This window comes from Tardiphaga sp. 619_E2_N8_4, assembly GCF_051810905.1.
In the GTDB taxonomy this organism is placed as follows: Bacteria; Pseudomonadota; Alphaproteobacteria; order Rhizobiales; family Xanthobacteraceae; genus Tardiphaga; species Tardiphaga robiniae.
The window spans coordinates 3,310,286-3,335,088 of sequence record NZ_JBPWQJ010000001.1; the positions used below are offsets into that span (position 1 = coordinate 3,310,286).

General features: G+C 62.8%; 27 protein-coding genes. 14 read left to right on the plus strand and 13 right to left on the minus strand.

Translation table 11 applies throughout. The annotated features are described in order from the left end of the window. Positions 1-140: 140 nt before the first annotated feature. Both AB8A23_RS15675 and rpe read right to left on the minus strand, forming a co-directional pair. Positions 141-845, minus strand: a complete 705-nt coding sequence (locus AB8A23_RS15675; protein WP_439059077.1) for a DUF2259 domain-containing protein — start codon at positions 843-845, stop codon at positions 141-143. Positions 846-1,385: 540 nt separating this feature from the next. Further along, positions 1,386-2,087, minus strand: a complete 702-nt coding sequence (rpe, locus tag AB8A23_RS15680; protein WP_175365829.1) for a ribulose-phosphate 3-epimerase — start codon at positions 2,085-2,087, stop codon at positions 1,386-1,388. Positions 2,088-2,376: 289 nt separating this feature from the next. On the opposite strand from rpe, the gene AB8A23_RS15685 reads away from it, so the two are divergent. After that, positions 2,377-3,126, plus strand: coding sequence for an EF-hand domain-containing protein (locus AB8A23_RS15685; protein ID WP_439059075.1), 750 nt, complete (start codon positions 2,377-2,379; stop codon positions 3,124-3,126). Here the strand turns inward: AB8A23_RS15685 and AB8A23_RS15690 are convergent. Both AB8A23_RS15690 and AB8A23_RS15695 read right to left on the minus strand, forming a co-directional pair. After that, positions 3,091-3,342 (minus strand): KTSC domain-containing protein, encoded by a 252-nt coding sequence (locus tag AB8A23_RS15690; protein ID WP_439059073.1) that lies wholly within the window; start codon positions 3,340-3,342, stop codon positions 3,091-3,093. The genes AB8A23_RS15685 and AB8A23_RS15690 overlap by 36 nt on opposite strands. A gap of 65 nt (positions 3,343-3,407) precedes the next feature. Continuing rightward, the gene (locus AB8A23_RS15695) at positions 3,408-4,400 is read right to left on the minus strand and encodes a P1 family peptidase (protein ID WP_439059072.1); all 993 of its coding nucleotides are present in this window, start codon (positions 4,398-4,400) and stop codon (positions 3,408-3,410) included. A gap of 138 nt (positions 4,401-4,538) precedes the next feature. Between AB8A23_RS15695 and AB8A23_RS15700 the strand changes: the two genes are divergently transcribed. Next, the gene (locus AB8A23_RS15700; RefSeq protein WP_439059070.1) at positions 4,539-5,273 is read left to right on the plus strand and encodes a cytochrome c biogenesis CcdA family protein; all 735 of its coding nucleotides are present in this window, start codon (positions 4,539-4,541) and stop codon (positions 5,271-5,273) included. A gap of 264 nt (positions 5,274-5,537) precedes the next feature. Here AB8A23_RS15700 and AB8A23_RS15705 read toward each other — a convergent pair whose 3' ends face one another. The 6 genes from AB8A23_RS15705 to AB8A23_RS15730 all read right to left on the minus strand — a co-directional run bounded on the left by AB8A23_RS15705 (position 5,538) and on the right by AB8A23_RS15730 (position 11,925). Next, positions 5,538-6,653: a branched-chain amino acid ABC transporter substrate-binding protein gene (locus AB8A23_RS15705; protein WP_089265000.1), complete on the minus strand. Its 1,116-nt coding sequence runs from the start codon at positions 6,651-6,653 to the stop codon at positions 5,538-5,540. Between the two features lie 211 nt (positions 6,654-6,864). Continuing rightward, the gene (locus AB8A23_RS15710; RefSeq protein WP_439059068.1) at positions 6,865-7,974 is read right to left on the minus strand and encodes a branched-chain amino acid ABC transporter substrate-binding protein; all 1,110 of its coding nucleotides are present in this window, start codon (positions 7,972-7,974) and stop codon (positions 6,865-6,867) included. A gap of 139 nt (positions 7,975-8,113) precedes the next feature. Further along, on the minus strand, positions 8,114-8,836 hold the full coding sequence (locus tag AB8A23_RS15715) for an ABC transporter ATP-binding protein (RefSeq protein ID WP_439060515.1): 723 nt from the start codon (positions 8,834-8,836) through the stop codon (positions 8,114-8,116). Between the two features lie 11 nt (positions 8,837-8,847). Then, positions 8,848-9,678, minus strand: a complete 831-nt coding sequence (locus tag AB8A23_RS15720; protein ID WP_089264997.1) for an ABC transporter ATP-binding protein — start codon at positions 9,676-9,678, stop codon at positions 8,848-8,850. Next, on the minus strand, positions 9,675-10,997 hold the full coding sequence (gene livM / locus AB8A23_RS15725) for a high-affinity branched-chain amino acid ABC transporter permease LivM (protein WP_439059066.1): 1,323 nt from the start codon (positions 10,995-10,997) through the stop codon (positions 9,675-9,677). The genes AB8A23_RS15720 and livM overlap by 4 nt, the downstream gene beginning before the upstream one ends. Positions 10,998-11,007: 10 nt before the next feature. Then, positions 11,008-11,925 carry an ABC transporter permease subunit gene (locus AB8A23_RS15730; protein WP_089264995.1) on the minus strand — a complete coding sequence of 306 codons (918 nt, stop codon included), beginning with the start codon at positions 11,923-11,925 and terminating at the stop codon, positions 11,008-11,010. A gap of 318 nt (positions 11,926-12,243) precedes the next feature. Here AB8A23_RS15730 and AB8A23_RS15735 point away from each other — a divergent pair, with 318 nt between their 5' ends. Together AB8A23_RS15735 and AB8A23_RS15740 are read left to right on the plus strand one after the other, a co-directional pair. Next, complete coding sequence (locus AB8A23_RS15735; RefSeq protein WP_170849538.1) at positions 12,244-12,396, plus strand: hypothetical protein; 153 nt, start codon at positions 12,244-12,246, stop codon at positions 12,394-12,396. Between the two features lie 238 nt (positions 12,397-12,634). Beyond that, complete coding sequence (locus AB8A23_RS15740) at positions 12,635-13,249, plus strand: hypothetical protein (RefSeq protein ID WP_439059064.1); 615 nt, start codon at positions 12,635-12,637, stop codon at positions 13,247-13,249. A gap of 12 nt (positions 13,250-13,261) precedes the next feature. Here AB8A23_RS15740 and AB8A23_RS15745 read toward each other — a convergent pair whose 3' ends face one another. Genes AB8A23_RS15745 through AB8A23_RS15755 form a run of 3 tightly spaced genes read right to left on the minus strand, consistent with a single transcriptional unit; the run spans position 13,262 to position 15,817 of the window. Next, complete coding sequence (locus AB8A23_RS15745) at positions 13,262-13,651, minus strand: carboxymuconolactone decarboxylase family protein (protein WP_175365822.1); 390 nt, start codon at positions 13,649-13,651, stop codon at positions 13,262-13,264. Between the two features lie 13 nt (positions 13,652-13,664). After that, positions 13,665-14,444, minus strand: coding sequence for a 3-oxoadipate enol-lactonase (pcaD, locus tag AB8A23_RS15750; protein ID WP_175365821.1), 780 nt, complete (start codon positions 14,442-14,444; stop codon positions 13,665-13,667). A gap of 23 nt (positions 14,445-14,467) precedes the next feature. After that, positions 14,468-15,817 (minus strand): 3-carboxy-cis,cis-muconate cycloisomerase, encoded by a 1,350-nt coding sequence (locus AB8A23_RS15755; protein WP_439059062.1) that lies wholly within the window; start codon positions 15,815-15,817, stop codon positions 14,468-14,470. 210 nt (positions 15,818-16,027) lie between these two features. Between AB8A23_RS15755 and AB8A23_RS15760 the strand changes: the two genes are divergently transcribed. From AB8A23_RS15760 to AB8A23_RS15805, 10 genes are all read left to right on the plus strand, one after another. Then, positions 16,028-16,474, plus strand: coding sequence for an SRPBCC family protein (locus tag AB8A23_RS15760; protein WP_089264991.1), 447 nt, complete (start codon positions 16,028-16,030; stop codon positions 16,472-16,474). Between the two features lie 171 nt (positions 16,475-16,645). After that, positions 16,646-17,131: a (2Fe-2S)-binding protein gene (locus tag AB8A23_RS15765; protein WP_089264990.1), complete on the plus strand. Its 486-nt coding sequence runs from the start codon at positions 16,646-16,648 to the stop codon at positions 17,129-17,131. Positions 17,132-17,177: 46 nt separating this feature from the next. After that, entirely contained in the window at positions 17,178-17,984 is an 807-nt protein-coding gene (locus tag AB8A23_RS15770) for an FAD binding domain-containing protein (RefSeq protein WP_439059060.1), read from the plus strand. A 38-nt stretch (positions 17,985-18,022) separates the two neighbouring features. Further along, positions 18,023-18,931, plus strand: a complete 909-nt coding sequence (locus tag AB8A23_RS15775; RefSeq protein ID WP_439059059.1) for an AAA family ATPase — start codon at positions 18,023-18,025, stop codon at positions 18,929-18,931. Positions 18,932-19,121: 190 nt separating this feature from the next. Next, positions 19,122-20,288, plus strand: coding sequence for a vWA domain-containing protein (locus tag AB8A23_RS15780; RefSeq protein WP_120292714.1), 1,167 nt, complete (start codon positions 19,122-19,124; stop codon positions 20,286-20,288). Between the two features lie 11 nt (positions 20,289-20,299). Continuing rightward, positions 20,300-20,629 (plus strand): XdhC family protein, encoded by a 330-nt coding sequence (locus AB8A23_RS15785; RefSeq protein ID WP_068736040.1) that lies wholly within the window; start codon positions 20,300-20,302, stop codon positions 20,627-20,629. Next, positions 20,626-21,342 (plus strand): XdhC family protein, encoded by a 717-nt coding sequence (locus tag AB8A23_RS15790; protein WP_439059057.1) that lies wholly within the window; start codon positions 20,626-20,628, stop codon positions 21,340-21,342. The genes AB8A23_RS15785 and AB8A23_RS15790 overlap by 4 nt, the downstream gene beginning before the upstream one ends. Next, the gene (locus AB8A23_RS15795; RefSeq protein ID WP_439059056.1) at positions 21,339-22,943 is read left to right on the plus strand and encodes an NTP transferase domain-containing protein; all 1,605 of its coding nucleotides are present in this window, start codon (positions 21,339-21,341) and stop codon (positions 22,941-22,943) included. Before AB8A23_RS15790 ends, AB8A23_RS15795 begins: the two co-directional genes overlap by 4 nt. A 155-nt stretch (positions 22,944-23,098) precedes the next feature. Beyond that, complete coding sequence (locus tag AB8A23_RS15800; protein WP_439060514.1) at positions 23,099-23,425, plus strand: DUF4189 domain-containing protein; 327 nt, start codon at positions 23,099-23,101, stop codon at positions 23,423-23,425. A gap of 53 nt (positions 23,426-23,478) precedes the next feature. Further along, positions 23,479-24,801 carry an adenylate/guanylate cyclase domain-containing protein gene (locus AB8A23_RS15805; protein ID WP_439059055.1) on the plus strand — a complete coding sequence of 441 codons (1,323 nt, stop codon included), beginning with the start codon at positions 23,479-23,481 and terminating at the stop codon, positions 24,799-24,801. Positions 24,802-24,803: the final 2 nt, after the last annotated feature.

Here is a 24,803-nt window from a genome sequence, read left to right on the forward strand (position 1 = left end):
GCCAAGATAGCAATGCTCGCGTAGCATCTGAAACAAGGCGATCCCAAAGCAGGAATGCTATTTCAGCGGCAACTTCGCCGTCACCGCCATGAACCGCCGGTTCGGCCCGGCGTGAAACTGGTCGGCGTCCACGGTCTCGATCAGGACTGCCAGCGTCTGCGTGCGTCCTTGGCCTGGTGATGATAGGTCTCGGCGATCCCGTAGGCGGTGACGCAACGGCGGCGCTTCGGCAGTTGCTTGTCCTGCTGCAGGGTGACGGGCGCGGCGCCGTCGATGCTCAGTTGTAGTGTCATGCCGGTGATGATGACGCTGCCAAAGGTGCCGCGGCCGCCGGCGCCATAACATGATGCCTTGCCGAGGGCCTGATCGGAGATCGTCAGAAGCAACTTGCGGCCGTCGGGCAAAGTGATGGCCTGCGTGGTGGCGAGCGGCTTCGGGTCCATCTGGTAGATGCCGATCTCGTCCAGATCCATCGACGGTTTGCCGGCGAAGCGCGTGCCGGGCTCGGTGATACCAAGCTTGCCCAGCAGCGGCTTGGCCCTGGTCATCAGCTCGGCGCGTACAGCGTCCACCTCGCGCTCGTCATCGTCTTTGGTGCGAAGGGAGAAGGGCGTGCCCTTCGCAAAGTCGTCGGTACGCGTGTCGATCACCAGGATCTCGGCGACGATCTCGGTCGCATCATAGAGCTGCGTATAGTGCTCGAAGGCGAAATGCGCGCCGTCCGGCGAGAAGCCGATCACCTTGCGCGCGGCGGCATCGCCGGCCTGCGCCGTGCCGAGCAAGGCGAGCGAGAGCAGGGGAGCGAGCAGGAGGAGGCGAAAGCCGGCGATTGAATGCTGTGTCATCCCGGTTGGTCGCGCTACGCAGAGCAAAGTTCATGCGCCTATTGGTCTTCGCAGATGTTGACAACATTCCTTTAAGGATTATTATCCGAATTGTCCCGTTCGCGAGGGGCGCTTCATGAGGCGTCTTGAAGTGGGACAGGGATGCGGCGCCTGCGGGTGTGGGGTGACGTACCCCGCGCACTCGGGAGGCCTTGGGTCACCGTCCGGCCCCACTACGGGGGTCTGCCACTCATGCTGGCTGGACGTGGCATTGGTGAACGGCGGGAAACCGTCGGGATCAGCGGAGTGCGGAGCTCTGCGCCTTTGCCCGGAAGAACGGTCCCGGGGACAGAAATCGCCGCGGTGGCGCGCCGTGAGGCGTTGCGCGGTTGCAGCTTGCCGGCGTTCCGGTGGAGCGGATCGCGATAAAACCACCCTTTGCGCCTCACGGCGCGCCGCCACCCCTCATGTTTCGAGGGGAGACTATCCGAACAACTCGGGCTCATTGAGCCGCGAGAATGCGAGAGCGTGGCTGTTTGATCTTTGAATCGGGAGAAGCGACTACACCATCTCGCCGCGCGCATTCGCGGCTGCCGCGCGGATGCCGTCGATATTGGCCTTGTAGCTTTCCACCGTGCCGCCCTTGAATACGGCCGAGCCGGCGACGAAGGCATTGGCACCTGCTGCGGCGAGTTGCCCGGCGACTGCAGCGGACACGCCGCCATCGACTTCAATATCGATCGGACGGCCCGCGGTCATCGCGCGCAGGTCCGAGATCTTGCCGAGCGCGGACGGAATGAACGCCTGGCCGCCGAAGCCGGGATTGACCGACATCACCAGCACGAGATCGACGAGATCGATCACATATTCGATGGCCGAGAGCGGCGTGCCAGGATTGAGCGAGACGCCGGCCTTCTTGCCGAGATTGCGGATCGCCTGCAGTGTGCGATGCAGATGCGGGCCCGCCTCGGCATGGACGGTGATGTGATCGCAGCCGGCCTTGGCGAAGGCTTCGAGATAGGGATCGCATGGTGCGATCATCAGATGCGCGTCGAAGATCTTTGTCGTGTGCGGGCGCATCGCCTTGATGACGTCGGGGCCGTAGGAAATGTTCGGCACGAAATGGCCGTCCATGACGTCGAGATGCATCCAGTCGGCGCCGGCGGTATCCACGGCGCGGACTTCTTCGCCAAGCCTCGCGAAATCAGCCGCCAGAATGGACGGGGCGATTACCAGCGGGCGAGGCGTGAAGCTCTGGGACATCGGGGTTTCCTGGGGTTTCCTGAACATTTTTGGGCGGCGGCGAATGGACCGCCCCGCGTAACATGGGGCCGGGGGACGGGCAACGCGCCAGCCACGGCCGCGCCATCGACGCGCTGCAGCAGGATAGTCCCGGCACATTCTGCCGCAAGGGCACGATTTGCCGGGAAACGCGCGCGGCCCGTGCGACCAAGGCCGTTGTTTTATCGAACTTTTTTCGCTGGCATGGGGCTTGCTCCATGTTCCCCAGGGAATTCACGCCGCACGCTGCGGCATGATCAGGAATTTGACGATGCTGCCAGCCCTTGCTGCTGCCACCACCGCGATCGATGCGCTGCAGGCACTCACGAAGTCGAAGTCGAAGGCCGCGACCACCGCGACCGGTGTCACCCAGAAGACCGCCAGCCCGTTCGATGTCGCCAGCACGTCGACGGCGGCGAGCGCCACGTCATCGACGGCAACCTCTGCCACCAGCAGCACGAACAGCTCCTACAAGCTGGCCCCGGGCACCATGAGCACGCTGCTCGATGCCCAGAGCCAGCCCGCGACGGCAGCCTCTGAGGCGAAACGAGCCGACTCGCTGAAAAGACTGATGGGGATGCTCGACAGCGACGGCAGCGGCGGCATCAGCAAGGCGGAGTTCGAGAAGAAACTTGGCGCCGGCGGCACCAACACCGCCAATGCCGACAAGGTATTCGCCGAGCTCGACAAGAACGGTGACGGCTCGGTCAATATCGATGAACTGAGCCCGGCGCTGAATGGCAGCAAGGCACATCACGCCGGCGGCGGCGGTAAGAGCGGTGGATCTGGTGGTGGCTCTGACACTGCTGGTTCGACCACAACGACCACGGTGAATGCTGATGGCAGCACCACGACGTCTATCGCATATGCGGACGGATCGACGGTGACGTCGACCACGGCCGTCCCGGCGTCGTCCACGTCATCAACCGCAAGCTCGTCCTATAACGCGATCGAAAAGATGATCGCACGTCAGGCGCAGCAGATCTCAAATGCGAAGTCGACGCTGGCGATCAGCGCCTGATCTGCGCTCTGATCCCGAACGCGGCAGTTCGCGATAGGCGAAGCGATCACGAATACGGTGATTGAAGAACGCGCCGCGTGACGCCGCGCTGCTGAAGGCCGCGTGAACTTCCGGCGGCACCTGCGCATAAGCATACCGACGGCCGCTCGTGAAGGTGACGCGCATTTCGCGACTCACCGGGTCATAAGTGACATGTCGAATCGCAGTCGACGGCATCGCAATCCTCCGAATGTCTCTTGGGTAGAAACGATTACCGGAGCGATTGGTTGCGGAACGACGACCTAGTTCCGGTCGCGAAACGCCGGAAGCGCGCCCGGAAACGGCAACGCCGTCGCTTCATACACGCCGCGCGCGATGGCGCGGGCGATCACATTACCCGCGACCATGCCGAGCTCCGTCAAACCCACCAGCGGATCGATCGGCTTCTCGCCCGTCGCGGCCGCAAACACGATGTCGCCATCGAGCGGCGCATGCACCGGATAGATCGCGCGCGCAAATCCGGTCTGTGCCATCATGGCGAGACGCCGTGCCTGCGCCTTGGTCAGGATCGCATCGGTAACAACGACGGCGAGTGTCGTGTTCTCGATCGAGGTTGCCGCCGGTCCGCCCTTGATACGCATCGCCAGCATCTCGGGCTTCAACTTGTTCGGCATGCCGTGTCCGCCGAACTCATTGCCGACTTCGAATGGCGCTGCCCAGAAGTGCGGGCCATCACCGATCGTGATACTGCCGACCGCGTTGACCGCCGCGAGTGCGGCGACGCGCACGCCCGATGGCGTGACGGCGGAGGCCGAGCCGATGCCGCCTTTGTAGTTGACTGTCGTGGCCCCGAGCCCTGCGCCGACGCTGCCGAGCTTGAAGTCATCGCTGGCGGCCGCCGCGGCGGCATAGCCGAGATCGCGATAGGGCGGGAAGCGGCCCCAGGCCTTGTCGCCGCCATTGAGCAGGTCGAACAGGATCGCGCCTGGCACGATGGGGATGACGGCATTGCCGATCTGGTAGCCGCGGCCCTGTTCGGCGAGCCAGGCCTGTACGCCGCCGCCGGCTTCGAGGCCGAAGGCCGAGCCGCCGGCCAGCGCGAGGCCGTGGATGGCGTCCACGGTGTTGACAGGATCGAGCAGAGCACTCTCGCGCGTGCCCGGTCCGCCGCCGCGGATGTCCACCGAGGCCACGGCTGGGCTGTCGAACAGGATGGCGGTGACGCCGGAAGCCAGTCGGGCGTCGTCGGCGTGGCCGACGCGAACGCCGGCGATATCGGTGAGCAGGTTCTTCATGGCGGTTCCCTCTTGATCCGACCAGACCGCAGCAAGGCTGCCCGGTCAACCGATCACGCATGATCACAACAGCCGGAAGTGGCGGGCATTTGATCCATCCCGCTTGCATCCCGTCATGTCAGCAGTGCATCTAGCCGCATGATCTCCGATGTCACGATCCCCGCCGCATTGATTGCCGGCATTGTCTCGTTCCTGTCGCCCTGCGTGCTGCCGCTGGTGCCGCCCTATCTTATCTATCTCACCGGCGCGACCATCGAGCACGTCGCCAATGACGAGCAGGAAGCGGCCTCCAGGCGCGCGGTGATGATCTCGGCTGGCATGTTTGTGCTGGGCTTCTCCACAGTGTTCGTGGCGCTCGGCGCCAGCGCCAGCCTGGTCGGCAGCGTAGTTCGCTCCTATGCGGCGGAGCTGTCAATCGTTGCCGGCATCCTGATCATCCTGATGGGCCTGCATTTTCTCGGGCTCACGCGCATCGGGCTGCTGATGCGCGAGGGACGTCTGAGCATGCCCAGGCCCGTGGGACTGTGGGGCGCCTATGTGATGGGTCTGGCTTTCGCGTTTGGCTGGACGCCGTGCATCGGCCCGATCCTCGCGGCGATCCTGTCGGTGGCGGCGGCAGAAGCAACGGTGACCAAGGGCGCGGGATTGCTCGCGGTTTATTCCCTCGGCCTCGGCATTCCGTTCCTGCTGGCGGCCTTCATGGTTGAGCAGTTCTCCAGCGTGTTTGCGCGCATGAAGAAGCATCTCGTCTACGTCGAGCGCGCGATGGGCGTGCTGATGGTGATCACCGGCATCGCGTTTCTCACCGGCGCCGTGTCGAATGCCAGCATCTGGCTGCTTGAGACGTTTCCCGCGCTGCAGAATTTCGGGTGAGGGGCTCCCTCTTAACCTCGCCCCGCACTTGCGGGGAGAGGTCGGCGCGCAGCGCCGGATGAGGGGCCTCACGCTGGAGAAGACATAACCGATATCTATCGGGTCGGCAGATCAACAAAGTTAGCAACCCGCCCGGACAATATTCGATCCGATAGTCCGAGATGGGGCAGGTGCATACCATGCCCCTCACCCGGTCAGCTTCGCCGCCCAACCTCTCCCCGCAAAGAGCGGGGAGAGGTTAAGGGAAGCGCTCGCGGCGTCGCCTCAGGTTCCCTTCGCGTCGATCTGGGTGTAGTTGCCCTTGGCGTCCCACTTGTAGACGACGTAGTCGATCGCCTTGATGTCGCCCTTGGCGTCAAACGCCATCTTGCCGAGTACGGTGTCCCATTCGCCGGCCTTGATCACATCCATCACCTTCTTGGTGTCGGTGGAGCCGGCCTTGGCAACGGCCTGCGACCAGACCTGGAACGCTGCATAGGTGTAGAGCGTGTAGCCTTCGGGATCGATGTTCTTAGCCTTGAACTTCTCGACGATCGCCTTCGCGGTCGGCTTGTTGCGCGGATCGGGGCCGAAGGTGAACAGCGTGCCTTCTGCCGCGGGGCCGGTGATGGAGGCGAATTCCTTGTCGTTCATGGCGTCGCCGGCCATCAATATGGTCTTGAGGCCCTGGTCGCGCATCTGGCGCAGGATCAGACCGGCTTCCTGATGATAGCCGCCGACATAAACCAGATCGATATTGTCGCGCTTCAGACGCGACACGATCGAGTTGAAGTCCTTGTCGCCCTTGTTGTAGCTCTCGAACATCTTTTCGGTGAAGCCGGCCTTGTTGAGCGCCTTCTTGGTCTCGTCGGCGAGACCCTTGCCGTAAGTGGTCTTGTCGTTGAGGATCGCGACGTTCTTGCCCTTGAAGTTCTTGGCAATGTAGTCGGCGGCGACAAGGCCCTGCTGGTCGTCACGGCCGCAGACGCGCAGCACATTGGCGAGCTTGCGTTCGGTGAACAGTGGGTTGGTCGAGGCAGGGGTGATCTGCAGCACGTTGCCGTCGGCATAGGCTTCGGACGCCGGGATCGACGATGACGAGCAGAAGTGGCCGGCGACGAACGGCACCTTGGAGCTTGCGAACTTCTCGGCGATCGAGCGCGCCTGTTTGGGATCGCAGGCATCATCGCCCACCTGCAGCGCCAGCTTCTTGCCGAGCACGCCGCCAGCGGCGTTGAGATCGGCCACAGCCTGGTCGGCGCCGTTCTTCATCTGGCGGCCGAAGGCCGATTCGCCGCCTGTCATCGGGCCGGCGACCGCGACGTTGATGTCCTGTGCAAAAGCTGCGGTAGAGAGCAGCGACGCGGCAAAGGCCAGGCCGATTACATTCAATGGTTTCATGGGGATGATCCTCGCAAAGAGTTTTCGGCCACAAACGCAATCCGGCCGCCCGAACGATAGGATCATTCTCAACTTATTTTGATGCCGAGTCATCGGCAATTTTCGGCCGCAAACAGCCTGCCTGCGAGTCCGGCTGCGGCAGGTCGTCGCAAGAGCTTTCGCGAGCCGAGCCGCACCTCTGGCTGTGCGCAGAGAGGTGCGGCCTGCAAGCTTATTGCTTCAGTTCGGCGTAGTCGCCCTTGGCGTCCCACTTGTAGACGACATAGTCGATCGCCTTGATGTCGCCCTTGGCGTCAAAGGCCAGCTTGCCGAGTACGGTGTCCCATTCGCCGGCCTTGATCGTGTCCATCACCTTCTTGGTGTCGGTGGAGCCGGCCTTGGCAACGGCCTGCGACCAGACCTGGAACGCCGCATAGGTGTACAGCGTGTAGCCCTCGGGATCGATGTTCTTGGCCTTGAAGCGGTCGACGATCGCCTTGGCGGTCGGCTTGTTGCGCGGGTCGGGGCCGAAGGTGAACAGCGTGCCTTCCGCAGCCGGGCCGGTGATCGAGGCGAACTCCTTGTCGTTGATAGCGTCGCCCGCCATCAGCACCGTCTTAAGGCCCTGGTCGCGCATCTGGCGCACGATGAGCCCGGCTTCCTGGTGATAGCCGCCCACGTAAACCAGATCGATATTGTCGCGCTTCAGGCGCGACACGATAGCATTAAAATCCTTGTCGCCCTTGTTGTAGCTCTCGAACATCTTCTCGGTAACGCCGGCCTTGTTCAGCGCCTTCCTGGTCTCGTCGGCGAGGCCTTTTCCATAGGTCGTCTTGTCGTTCAGGATCGCGATATTCTTGCCCTTGTAATTCTTGGCAATGTACTCGCCGGCGACAAACCCCTGCTGGTCGTCACGGCCGCAGACGCGCAGCACATTGGCGAGCTTGCGTTCGGTGAACAGCGGATTGGTCGAGCCCGGCGAGATCTGCAGCACATTGCCGTCGGCATAGGCCTCCGATGCCGGGATCGACGACGACGAACAATAGTGACCGGCGACGAACGGAATGCGCGCGCTGGCGAATTTCTCGGCAATCGAGCGGGCCTGCTTGGGATCGCAGGCATCATCGCCGACCTGTAGCGCCAGCTTCTTGTTCAGCAGACCGCCAGCGGCGTTGATATCGGCGACGGCGAGTTCGGCGCCATTCTTGAACTGGCGGCCGAAGGCGGATTCGCTGCCGGTCATCGATGATGCGACGGCGACAGGAATATCCTGCGCCAGTGCAACGGACGCCAGCGCAATCGAAGCACCCGCCGTCAGGCCGATGAGTTTGATGAATTTCATAGGAAGTCCCCGTGTTCCGTTCGAATGCAGACAAACGCGACGCCGTGACTGAATCGCGATTGGCGCATCATTCTACCTTCAGAATAGTGTCGATTGTTTGCATCGCGCTGCGCGTCATTTGATGAAGGATATCGATCCGTCAGCCGTGCCGGCCGCCTTCGAGATAGGCGGAACGGATTTCCGGGGCCTTGAGCAATTCGGCGCCGGTGCCCGAGAGGGTGATCAACCCATTGACCATGACATAGCCGCGATGGGCCAGACGCAGCGCGTGATTGGCGTTTTGCTCGACGATCAGGACCGTCAATCCGTCCTGTTTGTTGAGCACGCGGATCGCGTCGAAAATCTGCTTGGCGATCAGCGGTGCCAGACCCAGCGACGGCTCGTCGAGCAGCAGCAGGCGCGGGCGGCTCATCAGTGCGCGGCCGATGGCCAGCATCTGCTGCTCGCCGCCGGACAGTGTGCCGCCGCGCTGGGTCATGCGCTCCTTGAGGCGCGGAAACAGCGCCAATACCTTGTCGAGGCTTTCAGCGCGTTCGGCCGGCGTGCTCTCATTGACGTCGGCGCCCATCTGCAGATTTTCCGCCACACTCATACGCGGGAAAATCCGGCGGCCTTCGGGTGATTGCGCGATGCGCATGCGCGCGATCTCGTGGGTCGGTAGGTCGGTGATGTCCGTCCCGTCATAGGTGATCGCGCCCGAGCGCGCCCGCGGCTTGCCGAAGATCGTCATCATCAGTGTCGATTTGCCGGCGCCGTTGGCGCCGATCAGCGCAACGATCTCGCCGTGCTTGATGTCGAGATCGACGCCTTTCAGCGCTTCGATCTTGCCATAGGATGCGTGCAGGCCGGCGATGGCGAGCATGGGGGCAGCGCTCACGTCTCGCCCTCCATCACCGCAATGGCTTCCTCTTCATCCGCGCCGAGATAGGCGGCGATGACTTTGGGATTGTCGCGAATTTGCTGCGGCGTGCCGTCGGCGATCTTCACGCCGTAATCGAGCACGTTGATATGGTCGGAGATCTGCATCACGACGGACATGTCATGCTCGATGAGCAGGATCGATGTGCCATGTTCGGCGCGGATCTTGAGCAATAGCTCGTTGAGCGCGGCGCTCTCGCGCGCATTGAGGCCGGCGGCGGGTTCATCGAGGCAGAGCAGTGCGGGTTCGGTACACATCGCACGCGCGATTTCGAGGCGGCGCTGGTCGCCATAAGGCAGGTTGCCGGCGGCATCGTCGGCGCGCTCCAGCAGGCCGATCTGATCGAGCCAGTAGCGCGCTAGGTCGATCGCAGCCTTCTCGGCGGCGCGATAGCTGGGCACGCCGAACAGGCCGAGAAGAGTGAAGCCAGAAGCGCGCATCAGCGTATTGTGCTGCGCCACCATCAGGTTTTCCAGCGCGGTCATGCCGGGAAACAGCCGGATATTCTGGAAGGTGCGCGCGACCTTGGCGATCTTCGAGATGCGGAAGTCGTTCAGCCGCTCCAGCCGCCATTCACCATCGCTGTGGCGCAGCTTGATGGTGCCGGATGTCGGCTTGTAGAAGCCGGTGATGCAATTGAAGACGGTGGTCTTGCCGGCACCGTTGGGGCCGATCAGCGCTGTGATCTTGCCACGCTCGGCGGTGAAGGAGAGATCGTTGACGGCGACGATGCCACCGAAGCGCATCGTCAGATTTTCAACGCTGAGAATGTCGTTGATGTTCATCCGTGCCCCTCTTTGACGAGGTCGGACGAGATCACCGTGTTGCGTTCGAGAAAGACGGTTGGCGCGCGGTGGCCGATCAGGCCGCGCGGGCGCCAGATCATTAGCAGCACCATGGCGCCGCCGAACACCAGCATGCGGAATTGCTCAAGGCCTCTGAACAGTTCGAAGCCGCCGATCATCGCGAGCGCTGCGAGGGCCACGCCGAGTTGTGAGCCCATGCCGCCGAGCACGACGATGGCCAGCACCAGTGCGGATTCGTGGAAGGTGAAGGATTCCGGGCTGATGAAACCCTGACGGGTCGCAAAGAACGCGCCGGCGAAGCCGCCGAACATGGCGCCGGTGGCGAAGGCGGTGAGCTTCGTCGTCGTCGTATTGATGCCGAGCGCGCGGCAGGCGACTTCGTCTTCGCGCAGCGCCTCCCAGGCCCGGCCAATGGGTAGGCGGCGCAGGCGGATGGTGACCCAGTTGGTGAGCAGTGCGAGCGCGAGGATCAGATAGAACAGGAAGACGATGCGGTGGGTCGGCGAGAACTCGATGCCAAGGCGGTCAGCGAGGCCGCCATCGCCCGGCGTCAGCGGAATGCCGAACATGGTTGGACGCGGAATGCCGGAGATGCCGTTGGGACCACCGGTGAGAGTCTGCCAGTTGATGATGACGAGGCGGATGATCTCGCCAAAGGCCAGTGTAACGATGGCGAGGTAGTCGCCGCGCAGCCGCAGGACTGGAAAGCCGAGCAGCACACCGAAGAACGCCGCGAGGATACCGGCGAGTGGCAGGCAGATCCAGAACGACAGGCCGAAATTGGTGGCCAGCAGCGCGTAGGAATAGGCGCCGACGGCATAGAAGGCGACATAGCCGAGATCGAGAAGACCGGCGAGGCCGACAACCACATTGAGGCCCCAGCCGAGCATCACGTAAGTCAGCACGAGAATGCCGAGATCGAGGATGTAGCGCTCGTCGTAGAAGATCACCGGGACGAGGAAGGTGAAGATCAACAGCGCCGGCACCAGCGCACGGCCGGCGAAGGAAAATACCTTCTGCGCCGATGGCGGCACGACGCGCACGGTGTCCACCGGGCCCCACCAGCGGCGCAGCAACTCCATCACGATACTGCCGCCGAACACCACGGCGACCATGGCGGCGAGATCGCCGAAGCGCGTCCACCAGGTCAATTGCCCGTCGGAGCCGGCCTCCGTGCGGATGCCGATCATCAGCGAGAACAGCACCAGCGCGACCAGCGCGGAGATCACGGCCTTCTTGAGGATGAATGCGGCGTCCGGCCCGCGGGCAGTCTTAGCTTGTGATGCGTTTGCTGCCACTTGGATCCCGTCAGACTTTTTCGACTTCGGGACGGCCGAGCAGGCCGGTCGGCAGGAAGATCAGCACCACGATCAGAATCGAAAAGGCGGCGACGTCTTTGTATTCGGTCGAGAAGTAGGCGGCCCACAATGTCTCGATCAGGCCGATCAGCAAGCCACCGAGCATGGCGCCAGGCAGCGAGCCGATACCGCCGAGCACGGCGGCCGTGAAGGCCTTGATGCCGGCGACGAAGCCCATGAAGAAATCCACGAGGCCGTAATAGAGCAGATACATCATCCCCGCGACGGCGGCGAGCGCGGCACCGATCACAAAGGTCATGGAGATCGTGCGGTCGACATCGACGCCGAGCAGCGAGGCCATGGTCTGGTCCTGCTCGCAGGCGCGCATGTCGCGGCCGAGGCGCGTGCGGGCGACCAGCCAGGTGAACAACGCCAGCAGTACGATGGTGGTGATGACGACGATGATCTGGATGTTGGACAAGCGTACGGCGAAACCGTCGGCACCTTCGTGCAGCGTGTAGCCGCCGGTGATGATCGGCGGCACCGGTTTGACGCGGGCGCCCTGTGCGACCTGCGAGAAATTGGTCAGCACAAAAGACATGCCGATCGCTGACAGCATCGGCGCTAGGCGGAAGGAATGGCGCAGGGGACGGTAGGCGATGCGCTCGATGGTCCAGCCATAGAGCGAGGTGATGGCCATCGAGACCAGGAGCACCAGCAGCAGGATCACCGGCACCGCGGTGAGGCCGATCGAGACGAGAATGAGAAAGGTGATCAGCGCGATGAAGCCGCCGATCATGAAGATGTCGCCATGGGCGAAATTGATCATGCCGACGATGCCGTAGACCATCGTGTAGCCGATCGCGATCAGGCCATAGATGGAGCCGAGCACGAGTCCGTTGATCAGTTGCTGGGCGAAATAATCCATGCGCTGCCGAATTCGAGTGAGGCGCCACCATGATCCGGCAGCCGGATCATTGCGTCGTTGTATCGTTTTCTAACAGCGGCCATTGGAGGCGGCAACAGGGGCCGGTGCGGCTAAAGTAGCCTGTACATGCTGTTTTTCGCGGCGATTGGCGTCCGTTCACTTGCGCCGCAGCGCACACAAATCCCCGCCTTATTTGCGGCTGTTCCGATGTCACAGTTGCGCCGTGCAACGGCCTTGCAATCATCACGCGGGAACCGAAACGAAGATCGGGGCTGCACGTTGTCGGGCGTTGAATGGTTCAACACAGGAGATTGAAGAATGTCCAATCAGAACCAGCAAAAGCCCGGTCAGCAGAAGCCAGGCCAGCAGAGCCAGAACCCCGGGCAGCAGGGCCAGAAGCCCGGTCAGCAGCAGGGCGGTGGAATGAAGCCCGACCATGAGCAGGACCCGGGCCGGCAGGGCCAGAGATAGGCCGTCAGGCAGACATCAATCGAGATTTGGGGCGTTCTCAGCGACCCATGTGGAAGGCCCCGCCGAAAGGTGGGGCTTTTCGTTTGGCAAGTCCTGATCGTATTCTCCCGCCGTTTATCCCGGCAATTTTCGAATTAAGGTTACCAATTGGTTTACATTGTCCGTCTGATTGAACGGGCGTTACGTCGGCGCAGGCGTGCGACTCCTGCGAGTCGCCGGCAGAGCGATGGACGACGTGATGGATCAGAGCAGCGCAGACCAGACCGGAGCCCATCAGGGTGGAACTCTCCAGGCTGCTGGCACGTTTCAGACCGGTACGTTTCAGACTTGGCGGATCAGCACGTTCACGGGCGCGCTGATCGCCTGCTATTTCATCCCGACCTGGACGATCTTCGCGTTCCGCATCATGGTCTCGCCGATCCAGGGCTTCTATGAGCGCCCCAATATTTCACTGGCGCTGTTTCTCAGCGACTACATGCAATTTTCCAGCATGGGCACGGTGCGCTATGCGTGGCTGCTCGCCGTCGGCAAGCTGACGGTGGTTGCTTTCTTCATGGTATTCTTGGTGTTCATCACACGGCCGAAAATCCGCAAGACGGGCGGCTGCGATGAGGCGTTGATGATGGCGCTCGGTATCGGCGGCGTGATCTCGTTCGCCAGTATGATCATGGCATCGAAAGTCGGCGAGATCGCTGCGATGCGGCTGCACATCACAGAATTGCTGTTGCTGCTGGGCACCGCGGTGTTGATGGCGATCGAGCCGCCGCTGCGTCGCGCGGCGGCGCAGGAGCTTGATCCCGGGCAGCCGGGCAAGGCAGCTAACGACGTGCAGCTTTTGCAGAAGGTCGCCTAACTAAAAGGTCGCCTAAATGGCGAGCCCGAGCTCCTTAATGATCGCTCCGGCTTCCTTGGTGGCGTGATTGGCCGCCGGGACGCCGCAATAGATCGCCTGCTGTAGCAGGATTTCCTTGATGTCGTCCGGTGTGAAGCCGCCTTCGGTGAGGGCGGCGCGCACATGCATGCGAAATTCGTCCCACTGGCCGAGCGCGAGCATGGTGCCGATCACCAATACGCGGCGCGTGCGGTCGTCGAAATGCGGCCGCGTCCAGATCTCGCCCCAGGCGTAGCGGCTGATCAGGTCGAGAAAATCCGCATTGAATGCGTTCTTGCCGGCGGCCGATTTGTCGACCCAGGCATTGCCGAGAACCTTGCGGCGTTTTGCGGTGCCGTCGGCGGCGCGCTGTTGCTCGTCCATCTTAGGTCTCCGTTCAGCGCTGCGTCAGGAAGCCGACTACGGCGTCGGTGAAGGCGTAGGGCTGTTCGACGTTCGAGATGTGTGCAGCGTCCAGGAGCGTCATGCTCGCGCCGGGGATGTTGCTGCGGATCAGTTCACCAGCCGCAACCGGTGTTGCGTTGTCTTGACGGCCGGCGATCACCAGCGTCGGGCTTTTGATCTTGGGCAGCAGCGCGCGCTGATCGAGCGTGCTCAGCGCCTCGCAGGCAGCAAGATAGCCTTCGACCGGTGAGGCGATCAGCATCGCCTTCATCTTCGCGGTGGTCTCGGGCTCGCGCTCGCGGAAGTCGGCAGTGAGCCAGCCGCCGATGACGGCGTCGGCCACCGCTTTGAGGCCACCCTCGCGCACCGCCTTGATGCGGTTGTGCCAGTTGGTCGGATCCGGATAGTAGCAGCTGGTGTTGGCCAGGATGATCTTGTTGAACCGCTCAGGCGCGTGGGCGCCTAACCACTGGCCGACCATGCCACCCATCGACAACCCGCACCAATGGACCTTATCGATATTGAGGTCGTCGAGGATCGCCAGCACGTCCTTGCCGTAGCGTTCCATCGAGGTCGGGCCGTTCATGCCGGACTTGCCGTGGCCGCGCCGATCGTAGCGGATCACGCGAAACAGCTTTGTCAGCGCCGGCATCTGCGGCTCCCACATCGCCATGGTGCAGCCAAGCGAATTCGACATCATCAGCGTCGGCCCGCTGTCGCGGCCCTCCACGGAGACATTCAGCAGGCAGCCGTCGGCGTCGATCATGGGCATGGTGTGTCTCCCGCGTTTCTTTATTACTTGAGTGAGGCGAGCTGGCGGTCGATCAGGGCTTGCGAGACACCCTGATAGTCCATCGGCTCGAACAGTTTGGCGATGGCGGCGGCGTTGAGCTGCGCATTGACCTTGGGATCGGCCGTGAGAATATCGCGCAGATGTTTCTTCTCGGCGACGGCGCGCTTGGTGGCGGCCTCGACCAGATGATGGGCGGCGCTCTTGCCGAGCTTTTCGGCGAGCGCAAAGGTCACGGCTTCCGCCATAATGAGCCCGTTGGTTTCATCGAGATTGAGGCGCATTCGCTCGGTGTCGACCTCGAGTCCTTCGGCGATATCGACAATGGCGGCAAGAGCGCCCGATGTCACCAGCAGGAGCGTCGGCAGCGTCGGCCATTCCGCGTGCCACGGTCCGGCACTGCGTTCGTGATCCTGGATCTGAGCGGCAAAGATCGTTGCAGCGAGATTCGGCGCCATGGTCGCGGCGCCAAGCGCAGAGGCCGATGCCACGGGGTTGCGCTTGTGCGGCATGGTGGAGGAGCCGCCGCGGCCTTCGCCAGAGGGCTCGAACGCTTCGCCGACATCGGTCTGCATCATCAGCGAGACGTCACGGGCGATCTTGCCGCAACTGCCGGACAGGATCGCCAACACGGAAGCTACTTCGGCGATACGGTCGCGATGGGTGTGCCATGGCGCATCGGGTAGCGGCAGCTGCAATTCCCTGGCGAGTTGCTCTGCAACGACGAGCCCCTTGTCGCCGAGCGCAGCAAGCGTGCCGGCGGCTCCGCCGAATTGCAGTGCGAGGCCTTCGGTGCGCAATCGTTTCAGCCGCAAGCGCGAACGGTGCAGCGCCGAAGCATATTCGGCGAGCTTCAGCCCGAATGGCATCGGCAGCGCGTGCTGCAACCAGGTGCGGGCGACCACGGCGGTGTTGCGGTGCTTGATCGCCAAGGCTGCAAAGCCGGCGATGGCGCGGTCGAGATCCGCGAGCAGGGCGTCGATGGCGGCGCGCAGGCCGAGCATGGTTGCGCTGTCGATGACGTCCTGACTGGTGGCGCCCCAATGCACGTAGCGCGCGGCCTCGGCATCGGCTTTCGCCACTTTGGCGGTGAGCGTCTTGACCAGCGGGATGGCGAGATTGCCGGAACGCGTGGCTGCATCGGCGAGTGCAGCGAGATCGAACTGGTCGGCTTTGCAGGCGGCCTCGATGGCCGCCACCGCGCTGGCGGGAATCACCCCGACTGCGGCCTCGGCCCGCGCCAGTGCGGCTTCGAAGTCCAGCATATGCTGCAAATGGGCGGTATCATCGCAAACCGCACGCATCGCGGGGCTCGACAACAAGGGTGCCAGCAGAGGGGACAGGGATGTGCTCATCTGTGCGGGACCTAACCATTCCGGCGAGAGTCTGCCAATCCCCCGCAATCTTCTTGTCGCCGTCCCCTGTTGCACTGCGAATAGGCATCGCCTCATCCCGCCGGACGGTCTTTCCTTTGCGCCGTCCGTGCATTACTTGGGATTGGGGGTTCAATCCCTTGGGGATGACAGCCTCAATTCCGGACGGCGACAAATTCAGGAGACAGACCCATGGCCATGACGATGAGCGGTGAAGTTCAGCTTGCCGCGCCCCGCGAAGTGGTATGGGGAAAGCTCAACGACCCCGCAGTGCTGAAGGCCTGCATCCCGGGCTGCGAAGAGCTCGAGACCACAGAGGAAGGCGGCTTCCGCGCCACGGCCAAGATCAAGGTCGGCCCGGTCTCCGCGCGTTTCAAGGGCAAGGTCACGCTGAGTGATCTCGATCCGCCCAACGGCTACAAGATCACCGGTGAAGGCGAGGGCGGCGTGGCCGGCTTTGCCAAGGGCGGCGCTGTCGTCGGCCTGACCGACAAGGATGGTGGCACGCTGTTGACCTACAATGTGGAAGCCCAGATCGGTGGCAAGCTGGCCCAGCTCGGTCAGCGCCTGATCAACGGTTCGGCCAAGAAGATCGCCGACGAGTTCTTCGCGAACTTCGCCAAGGCTGTTCAGGGCTAAGGCCCGGAGCGTCTGATAGCGGCGATCAAGTGTGCTTGATACCGCAGAAAAACACACCAGAGACCGTCCCGACTTGAGGTTGCTCATTGCCGGGATGGGCCATATTATGCATTTGGAATGATTTTAATGACCGCGTCGCCACGCAATGGGACGCGGACCAAGAGAGTGCATATGGCCAAAATCTCGATGATCGTGAACGGCAATCCCGTCACCGGCAATATCGATCCGCGCACATTGCTGGTGCAGTTTCTACGTGAGAATCTGCGGCTCACCGGCACCCATGTGGGTTGCGACACGTCGCAATGCGGTGCCTGCGTTGTGCATCTCGACGGCAAGGCCGTGAAGTCCTGCACCACGCTCGCTGTCATGGCCGACGGTCACGAGGTGAAGACCATCGAAGGTCTCGCAGCCGATGGCGCGCCGCTGCATCCGATGCAGGAAGCGTTTCGCGAGCATCATGGCCTGCAGTGCGGCTTCTGCACTCCAGGCATGATCATGACCGCGGTGGACCTCGTGCATCGCAAGGGACATGATCTCAGCGATCACCTGATCCGCGAAGAACTCGAAGGCAATCTCTGTCGCTGCACCGGTTATCAGAACATCGTGGCGTCGATCGCAGCCGGCGCCAAGGCGATGGCGAAATCCGATCTCGCATAACGACGCACAACGATAATCGCGCACCGCGAATCAGGGATCCCCACCCATGTACGAATTCAAATATCATCGTCCGTCGACCGTGCGGCAGGCCGCGAATCTCCTCATCAAGAACGAGGACGCCAAGCTGATCGCCGGCGGTCATACGCTGGTGCCGGTCATGAAGCAGCGTTTGGCGGCGCCGCCGCATATCATCGATCTCTCGCATATCGAGGGTGTCGACGGCATCGAGATGAAGGGCCGCTCGCTGGCGATCGGCGCGCTCGCCAAGCATGCCGCTGTCGCGTCATCGCCGATCGTTGGCGAAGCCATTCCGGCACTGGCCGAACTCGCGGGCCTGATCGGAGATCCCGCTGTGCGCCACAAGGGCACTATTGGCGGTTCGCTCGCCAACAACGATCCCACCGCCGACTATCCAGCGGCTGTGATGGCGCTTGGCGCCACCATCACCACCAACAAGCGCAAGCTGAAGCCGGAAGAGTTCTTCCAGGGCTTGTTCACGACCGCGCTGGAGGCCGACGAGATCATTACCAAGGTCTCCTTCCCCGTGCCGAAGAAGGCCGCCTATATCAAGTTCCGCAACCAGGCCTCGCGCTACGCGCTGGTCGGGGTGTTCGTGGCGCGTCTGCCCTCGGGCGTGCGCGTCACCGTCACCGGTGCGGGCTCGGATGGTGTGTTCCGCGTCGAGGAGTTCGAGGCAGCATTGCAGAAGCGGTTCTCGCCAAAGGCGCTGGACGGGCTTACGGTGCCGGCCGAAGGCCTCAACAGCGATCTCCATGGCAGCGCCGAATATCGGGCGCATCTGATCGGCGTGCTGGCCAAGCGTGCGGTCGAAGCTGCCAACAACCGGGCCTGATATTTGTCAGGTCCGCACTTTCCCGGATTGGTTCTCTCATGACTAAGCCATCGGCGCTCCCCACCTCCGTCGATGGCATGCTGGAATTGCTGACATCGCGCGGCTATCTCGCCGAGCGATCGTTGGCGACAGTCACCTATCTCTCGCTGAAAATGGGGCGGCCGCTGTTTCTCGAAGGCGAGGCCGGCGTCGGCAAGACCGAGATCGCCAAGGTGCTGTCGGCCGCGCTTGGCCGCAAGCTGATCCGGCTGCAGTGCTACGAAGGCCTCGACGTCTCCTCCGCGGTCTATGAGTGGAACAGCGCCTCGCAGATGATCGCGATCCGGTTGGCGGAAGCTGCTGGCGATACCGACCGCGATCAGCTCTCCAGCGACATCTTCGCCGAGCGTTACCTGATCAAGCGCCCGCTCCTGCAGGCGCTCGAGCCAGATGTGAATGGTGCGCCTGTCTTGCTGATCGACGAACTCGATCGCGCCGACGAGGCATTTGAGGCCTATCTCCTCGAGATCCTCAGCGACTTCCAGGTGACGATTCCCGAACTGGGTACCGTGAAGGCGCCGGCGCCACCGATTGTCATCGTCACGTCGAACCGCACCCGCGAAATCCACGATGCGTTGAAGCGGCGCTGTCTGTATCACTGGGTGGACTATCCCAACGCCGAGCGCGAACTCGCCATCGTCAAGTCGCGCGTGCCGGGCATCTCAGCGAAGCTGTCGCAGCAGGTGGTGAAGTTCGTGCAGGCGCTGCGCGACCAGGATTTCTACAAATCGCCCGGCGTCGCCGAAACACTGGACTGGGCGACCGCGCTGACCGAACTCGACGCCCGCTCGCTGACGCCGCAGGTGGTGGGCGATACGCTGGGCGCGCTGTTGAAGTATCAGGACGACATCCAGCGCATGCAGGGCGATGCGCTGGCGAAGGTGATCAAGGAAGCGACGAGCGATTAACACTCGTCATTCCGGGGCGCGGGCGGCGATAGCCGAACGCGAACCCGGAATCCCGAAGTAGTTGAACACATCGAGGTTCCCCACCACTCCAATTGGAGTGGCTGAGGTTCGGTCGCGCAAGTGGCGCGCCCGCCCCGGAACGACGGAGTTAGGTTTGCCCATCGACCATCTCAACCCACCGACCGGCCAGATGGCAGACAATGTCATCGGCTTTGCGCGTGCGCTCCGCGCCGCCGGCCTGCCGGTTGGGCCGGGTGCGGTGATCGATGCGCTGAATGCCTTGCAGATGATCGAGATCGGCAAGCGCGCCGACGTTTTCACCACGCTGGAAGCGATCTTCGTCAAACGCCACGAGCATGCGTTGGTGTTTGCCCAGGCCTTCGATCTGTTTTTCCGTGCGGCCGACGAATGGAAGCAGATGCTGGATTCGGTGCCGCTGCCCGACGATGCCAAGCGCAAGCCGCCGCCGGCCTCGCGCCGCGTGCAGGAGGCCATGGCGCAGCCGGCGCAGGGCCAAGAGCGCGAGGCGCCGCAGGAGCAGGAAATCAGGCTGTCGGTCTCCGACCGCGAGGTTTTGCAGAAGAAGGATTTTGCGCAGATGAGCGCAGCGGAGATCGCCGAGGTCACGCGCGCCATCGCCAATATGCGGCTGCCGCAAGCTGAATTGCGCACGCGCCGCACCCAGCCGGACAAGCACGGCGCGCGGCTCGATCTGCGGCGCACGCTGCGCGGTAGCCTGCGCACGGGCGGCGACATCATCGATATCCGCAGGCTAGGCCTGATCGATAAGCCGGCGCCGATTGTCGCATTGCTCGATATCTCCGGCTCGATGAGTGAATATACCCGGCTGTTCCTGCACTTCCTTCATGCCATTACGGACGCCCGCAAGCGCGTCTCGGTCTTCCTGTTCGGCACAAGGCTGACCAATGTGACGCGGGCGCTGCGCTCGCGCGATCCCGACGAGGCGCTCGCCTCATGCTCGGCCTCGGTGGAAGACTGGGCCGGCGGCACGCGCATTTCCGCGTCGCTGCACAACTTCAATAAGCTCTGGGGACGCCGCGTGCTCGGCCAAGGGGCCATCGTGCTGCTAATTTCCGACGGTTTGGAGCGGGAGGCGGATTCCCAACTGGCCTTCGAGATGGACCGGCTGCATCGCTCCTGCCGGCGGCTGATCTGGCTCAACCCGCTATTGCGCTTCGACGGCTTCGAGCCGAAAGCGCAGGGCATCAAAATGATGCTCCCGCACGTTGACGAATTCCGCCCGGTGCATAATTTGAGTTCGATCGACGGACTGATTAAGGCGCTGTCATCGGCGCCCCCGGTCCATCACCGCAGCCTGATCCGGCCCGCAGCTTAAGAGAGGCTTCCATGCTCAATCGCGATGAAGACATCCTGCAGGCCGCGGAAGCGTGGCAGAAGGCCGGACACGGCGTGGCGCTGGCCACCGTGGTTGAGACCTGGGGTTCGGCGCCGCGTCCCGCAGGCTCGAATCTCGTCATCAATGACGATGGCACCTTCCTGGGCTCGGTCTCCGGCGGTTGCGTCGAGGGCGCCGTGGTCACCGAGGCGCTCGATGTGATTGCGAGTGGCGAGCCCAAATTGCTCGAATTCGGCGTGGCTGACGAGACCGCGTGGAATGTCGGCCTGTCCTGCGGCGGCACCATCCGCGTGTTCGTCGAGAAGGTCGGTCAGTCGTGAAAGCCGAGACGCTCGCCACCCTGAACACGGAACGCGCCGCTCGGCGCCCCGTTATTTTGATCACCGATATATCCGATGGAACACAACGCCTGATGAAGGCCGCCGATTTCGGCGCTGATCCGCTGCATGCCGAGCTGGAGAAGCAGCTGCGCATGGGCAAGAGCGCCATGATCGAGTCAAATGGCAAGAAGCTGTTCCTCAATGTCTACGCGCCGACCGCGCGCCTCGTGATCATCGGTGCCGTCCATATCAGCCAGGCGCTGGCGCCGCTGGCACGGTCGCTGGATTACGACGTCACCGTGGTCGATCCGCGCACGGCCTTTGCCAGCCCCGAGCGTTTCCCGGACGTGCAGCTGATCGCCGAATGGCCGGATGAGGCGCTGCCGGGCCTCCACATCGATCACTACACAGCCTTCGTCGCCGTGACCCATGATCCGAAGATTGACGATCCCGCGCTGCTGCATGCGTTCGAGAAGAACTGCTTCTATATCGGCGCGCTCGGCTCGCGGAAAACCCACGCGAAGCGCGGCGACCGGCTGAAGGCGCAGGGCGTCAGCGAGGCTGACTTCGCGCGGATCAAGGCGCCGATCGGTCTCAATATCGGTGCTGTTTCGCCGTCGGAGATCGCGGTCTCGATCATGGCCGAGATCACCGCCGAACTGCGCATGCCCAAGACGATACCCGCGGAATTGTCCAAAGTGAGCAACCCATGAAGTTCGGTCCCGCCAGTCCGGCGGATGCACTTGGCGGCGTGACCGTCCACACACTGCGTCAGGGTTCGCTCGTTCTCAAGAAGGGCACCACTATCGGTCCCGATGAAGTCGCCGCGCTGACCGGCGCGGGGGTCAAGGACGTGGTCGTCGTGCGTCTCGAGGACGGTGATGTGTCCGAAGACGTCGCTGCAGCTAGTATCGCGCAGTCAGTGGCGGGCGAGGGCGTCAATGTCGAGCGAGCCTTCACGGGCCGCGCCAATCTGTTTGCGGGGACTCCGGGCGTGCTGGTCGTCGATCGCGCCATCGTCGATCGCATCAATGCCGTCGATGAAGCGATCACCTTTGCAACGCTGGCGGCCTACAAGCCGGTGGTCGAAGGCGAGATGATCGCGACCGTCAAGCTGATCCCGTTCGGCGTCGCCGGTACGCTGCGCGACGCGGCCGTCCAGGCTGCCTCGGGCGGCGCGATGAGGATCGCGCCTTACACGGTCAAGAAAGTCGGCATCGTCTCGACGCTGTTACCGGGGCTGTCGCCGAAGGTGATCGACAAGACGCTGCGTGTGACCGAAGAGCGTCTCGCGCCTGCCGGTGCGAAGATCATCGCCGAGCGCCGCGTGCCACACGACGAGAAGGTGCTGGCAAAGACAATCAAGGAACTGCTCGGGCTGGGCGCCGAGCTGGTGATTGTGTTCGGCGCCTCGGCCATTGCCGACCGCCGTGATGTCATTCCGTCGGCGATCGAACAGATCGGCGGCGCCATCGAGCATTTCGGCATGCCGGTAGATCCCGGCAATCTGCTGCTGATCGGCAGGGCCGGCAACGTGCCGGTGCTGGGTGCGCCGGGCTGTGCGCGATCCCCAGTCGAGAACGGCTTCGATTGGGTGTTGATGCGGCTGCTGGCCGGTCTCAAGGTCACGCGTTCGGATCTCACAGGCATGGGCGTCGGCGGTTTGCTGATGGAAATCGTCACCCGGCCGCAACCGCGCGTGCCCGTCGGCAGCGATGGCAACAGCAACGTCGCCGCCGTTATTCTGGCCGCCGGTCGTTCGACCCGGATGGGGGGGCCGAACAAGTTGCTCGCCGAACTCAACGGCAAGGCATTGGTCCGGATAGTCGCCGAACAGGCGATCGCATCGAAAGCGTCGAGCGTAACGGTGGTGACAGGTCATCAGGCGCCAGAGGTCGAGAAGGCGCTGGCCGGACTCAAAGTCACGTTCGTCTACAACCCTGATTTTGCTGATGGCCTTGCCAGTTCGGTGAAAGCCGGCATCGCGGCGGTCCCGGCCGATGCCAATGGAGCCGTGATCTGTCTCGGCGACATGCCGCTGATCGATGCCCGCTTGATCGACCGGTTGATCGAAGCCTTCGCGCCGGATCGCGGCAACCTCATCGTCGTCCCTGTAAGCGAGGGCCGTCGCGGTAATCCCGTGTTGTGGTCTCGGCGCTTCTTCAATGAGTTGATGACGTTGGACGGCGATATCGGCGCTCGGCACCTGATCATGAAGCACGCCGAAGCCGTTGCCGATGTGGCGGTCGAAGGTCACGGCGCCTTCCTCGATATCGATACACCGCAGGCGCTGGAAGACGCGCGGAGCGGCTAACGCATGGCGTATGCGGCGGGCCGCCGCATTGCACTTTCGTTCACCAAGTTGAAACGCCCTTCCTTTAGCGTCTGCCTCGATCGACCTCGGGGGAGGGGAAATTGTCACTGTTTGTTGCCGCGCGTCGTCGCGCGATTCTCGCCGTTGCCTTGTTGATGAGCGTCGGTGCCATGGACGTGGCTTCGGCCGCTGGTGCCCTCGCCGTGGGCAAGTGCGGTGCCTATGGCCAGGCCTTCGACTATCCGGCGCAGGGGGCGGCGCTGGCGGCCGCTAAAAAGCAGTGCAAGGGCGAATGCACGACCGTAACGATCAACCGTGCCTGTGCAGCCTTCGCCGTCGATATGAAGAATCCCTGCGGCGCACACGGCTATGCCGGGGCGCCCCGTATTTCGAGTTCGCTGAATCAGGCGACCAAGAAATGCTATGACTACGGCGGTAAGGAATGCGTCATCCGCGCATGGGCCTGCGACGCCAAGGGCTAGAGCTCCCCGACAAATATCTCGTTCAATGCGCCTGCGGCAGCTAGACTGCTGCAATGATTCAATTTTTCCGGACACTTCTGAAGTCTGCCGCCGACGCCGATCCGTCCGTTCGCGAATTTCGCAAGGCGCTGAGCCGCGAGATGCTGTTGACCGAACGGTTGCGGGTCAAGACGGTCATTGGCACCGTGGTGATCGTGACGCTGTCGCTGTCCATCGCCTATCTGCTGGCGCCGTCGAGCTTCGCGCGCATATCCAATGGCCAGTTCGATCTTAAATCGTCTTTTATGATCACGGGCCCGCTGCTGCTGTTCGAGTTCTTCGTTCTTTACAAGGTCAATCAGCGCATCGCTGCAGGGCAGGATATTGCGCAGGGGCGGCGCTATTTGAGCGCACTCATCGAGACCAGCATTCCGACGGCCGCACTGCATCTCCATATGGGCTGGATGGGGCCGGCGGCGGCGTTGGCATTTGCGGCGCCTTTGTCCTATTTCATCTTCATCATTCTATCCACGCTTCGGCTCGATTTCTGGCTGTCGACATTTACGGGCTTTGTCGCGGCCGCCCAGATGCTCGCGCTGGCCATGCTGTATCATCCGGTGCAATTCGCCTCGGAACCGGCACCGGATTTTGCGTTTCAGCTTATCCGCAGCGCCATGGTCCTGCTCTGCGGTATTCTTGCAGGCGCGGTCGGCTTGCAACTCCGTCGCCAGTTCGAGGCGAGCATCGCGGCAACTTCGGCGCGCGATCGTGTCACCAATCTGTTCGGTCAGCATGTCTCGCCGCAGGTTGTGGAGCAGTTGCTGGCGTCGGGAACGAGCTCTACGACCGAGATGCGTCAGGTCGCGGTGATGTTCGTCGATATCCGTAACTTTACCGCAGCGACCCGTGTGCATTCGCCCCGCGAGGTGGTGGATCGGCTCGACGAGACCTTTGCTCTATTGGTCGACGTGCTGGATCGACATTCCGGGATCGTGAACAAGTTTCTCGGGGACGGATTTCTCGCGCTGTTCGGAGCGCCCATTGAGGATCCGAATGCGGCGCATGGCGCCGTGCAGGCGGCACGCGAGATGCTCATAGCTGTCGAGAAAAGCAATCAGGACAGCGAATGGCCCCTGCGCATCGGCATAGGGCTTCATATTGGGGCCGTGATTGCCGGCAACGTTGGCTCCCCGCGCCGCAAGGAATACACCGTCATCGGCGATACCGTGAACTTCGCGGCTCGGCTTGAGGCGCTCAACAAACAGTTCGGCTCACAATTACTGATCTCTGCCTCCATACGTGATGCCTTGGGCGACACTTGCAGCGATGCGGAGCTGCTCGGCGATGTGCCGATCCGCGGCTATGACCTGCCGCAGGCGATCTGGCGCTTGGGCTGAGT

Excerpts from the sequence above, each read along its gene's own strand:
- AB8A23_RS15675 (WP_439059077.1), bottom strand. The coding sequence starts at position 845 with ATGACACAGCATTCAATCGCCGGCTTTCGCCTCCTCCTGCTCGCTCCC.
- rpe (WP_175365829.1), bottom strand. The coding sequence starts at position 2,087 with ATGTCCCAGAGCTTCACGCCTCGCCCGCTGGTAATCGCCCCGTCCATT.
- AB8A23_RS15685 (WP_439059075.1), top strand. The coding sequence starts at position 2,377 with ATGCTGCCAGCCCTTGCTGCTGCCACCACCGCGATCGATGCGCTGCAG.
- AB8A23_RS15690 (WP_439059073.1), bottom strand. The coding sequence starts at position 3,342 with ATGCCGTCGACTGCGATTCGACATGTCACTTATGACCCGGTGAGTCGC.
- AB8A23_RS15695 (WP_439059072.1), bottom strand. The coding sequence starts at position 4,400 with ATGAAGAACCTGCTCACCGATATCGCCGGCGTTCGCGTCGGCCACGCC.
- AB8A23_RS15700 (WP_439059070.1), top strand. The coding sequence starts at position 4,539 with ATGATCTCCGATGTCACGATCCCCGCCGCATTGATTGCCGGCATTGTC.
- AB8A23_RS15705 (WP_089265000.1), bottom strand. The coding sequence starts at position 6,653 with ATGAAACCATTGAATGTAATCGGCCTGGCCTTTGCCGCGTCGCTGCTC.
- AB8A23_RS15710 (WP_439059068.1), bottom strand. The coding sequence starts at position 7,974 with ATGAAATTCATCAAACTCATCGGCCTGACGGCGGGTGCTTCGATTGCG.
- AB8A23_RS15715 (WP_439060515.1), bottom strand. The coding sequence starts at position 8,836 with ATGCTCGCCATCGCCGGCCTGCACGCATCCTATGGCAAGATCGAAGCG.
- AB8A23_RS15720 (WP_089264997.1), bottom strand. The coding sequence starts at position 9,678 with ATGAACATCAACGACATTCTCAGCGTTGAAAATCTGACGATGCGCTTC.
- AB8A23_RS15730 (WP_089264995.1), bottom strand. The coding sequence starts at position 11,925 with ATGGATTATTTCGCCCAGCAACTGATCAACGGACTCGTGCTCGGCTCC.
- AB8A23_RS15735 (WP_170849538.1), top strand. The coding sequence starts at position 12,244 with ATGTCCAATCAGAACCAGCAAAAGCCCGGTCAGCAGAAGCCAGGCCAG.
- AB8A23_RS15740 (WP_439059064.1), top strand. The coding sequence starts at position 12,635 with ATGGATCAGAGCAGCGCAGACCAGACCGGAGCCCATCAGGGTGGAACT.
- AB8A23_RS15745 (WP_175365822.1), bottom strand. The coding sequence starts at position 13,651 with ATGGACGAGCAACAGCGCGCCGCCGACGGCACCGCAAAACGCCGCAAG.
- pcaD (WP_175365821.1), bottom strand. The coding sequence starts at position 14,444 with ATGCCCATGATCGACGCCGACGGCTGCCTGCTGAATGTCTCCGTGGAG.
- AB8A23_RS15755 (WP_439059062.1), bottom strand. The coding sequence starts at position 15,817 with ATGAGCACATCCCTGTCCCCTCTGCTGGCACCCTTGTTGTCGAGCCCC.
- AB8A23_RS15760 (WP_089264991.1), top strand. The coding sequence starts at position 16,028 with ATGGCCATGACGATGAGCGGTGAAGTTCAGCTTGCCGCGCCCCGCGAA.
- AB8A23_RS15765 (WP_089264990.1), top strand. The coding sequence starts at position 16,646 with ATGGCCAAAATCTCGATGATCGTGAACGGCAATCCCGTCACCGGCAAT.
- AB8A23_RS15770 (WP_439059060.1), top strand. The coding sequence starts at position 17,178 with ATGTACGAATTCAAATATCATCGTCCGTCGACCGTGCGGCAGGCCGCG.
- AB8A23_RS15775 (WP_439059059.1), top strand. The coding sequence starts at position 18,023 with ATGACTAAGCCATCGGCGCTCCCCACCTCCGTCGATGGCATGCTGGAA.
- AB8A23_RS15780 (WP_120292714.1), top strand. The coding sequence starts at position 19,122 with ATGGCAGACAATGTCATCGGCTTTGCGCGTGCGCTCCGCGCCGCCGGC.
- AB8A23_RS15785 (WP_068736040.1), top strand. The coding sequence starts at position 20,300 with ATGCTCAATCGCGATGAAGACATCCTGCAGGCCGCGGAAGCGTGGCAG.
- AB8A23_RS15795 (WP_439059056.1), top strand. The coding sequence starts at position 21,339 with ATGAAGTTCGGTCCCGCCAGTCCGGCGGATGCACTTGGCGGCGTGACC.
- AB8A23_RS15800 (WP_439060514.1), top strand. The coding sequence starts at position 23,099 with ATGAGCGTCGGTGCCATGGACGTGGCTTCGGCCGCTGGTGCCCTCGCC.
- AB8A23_RS15805 (WP_439059055.1), top strand. The coding sequence starts at position 23,479 with ATGATTCAATTTTTCCGGACACTTCTGAAGTCTGCCGCCGACGCCGAT.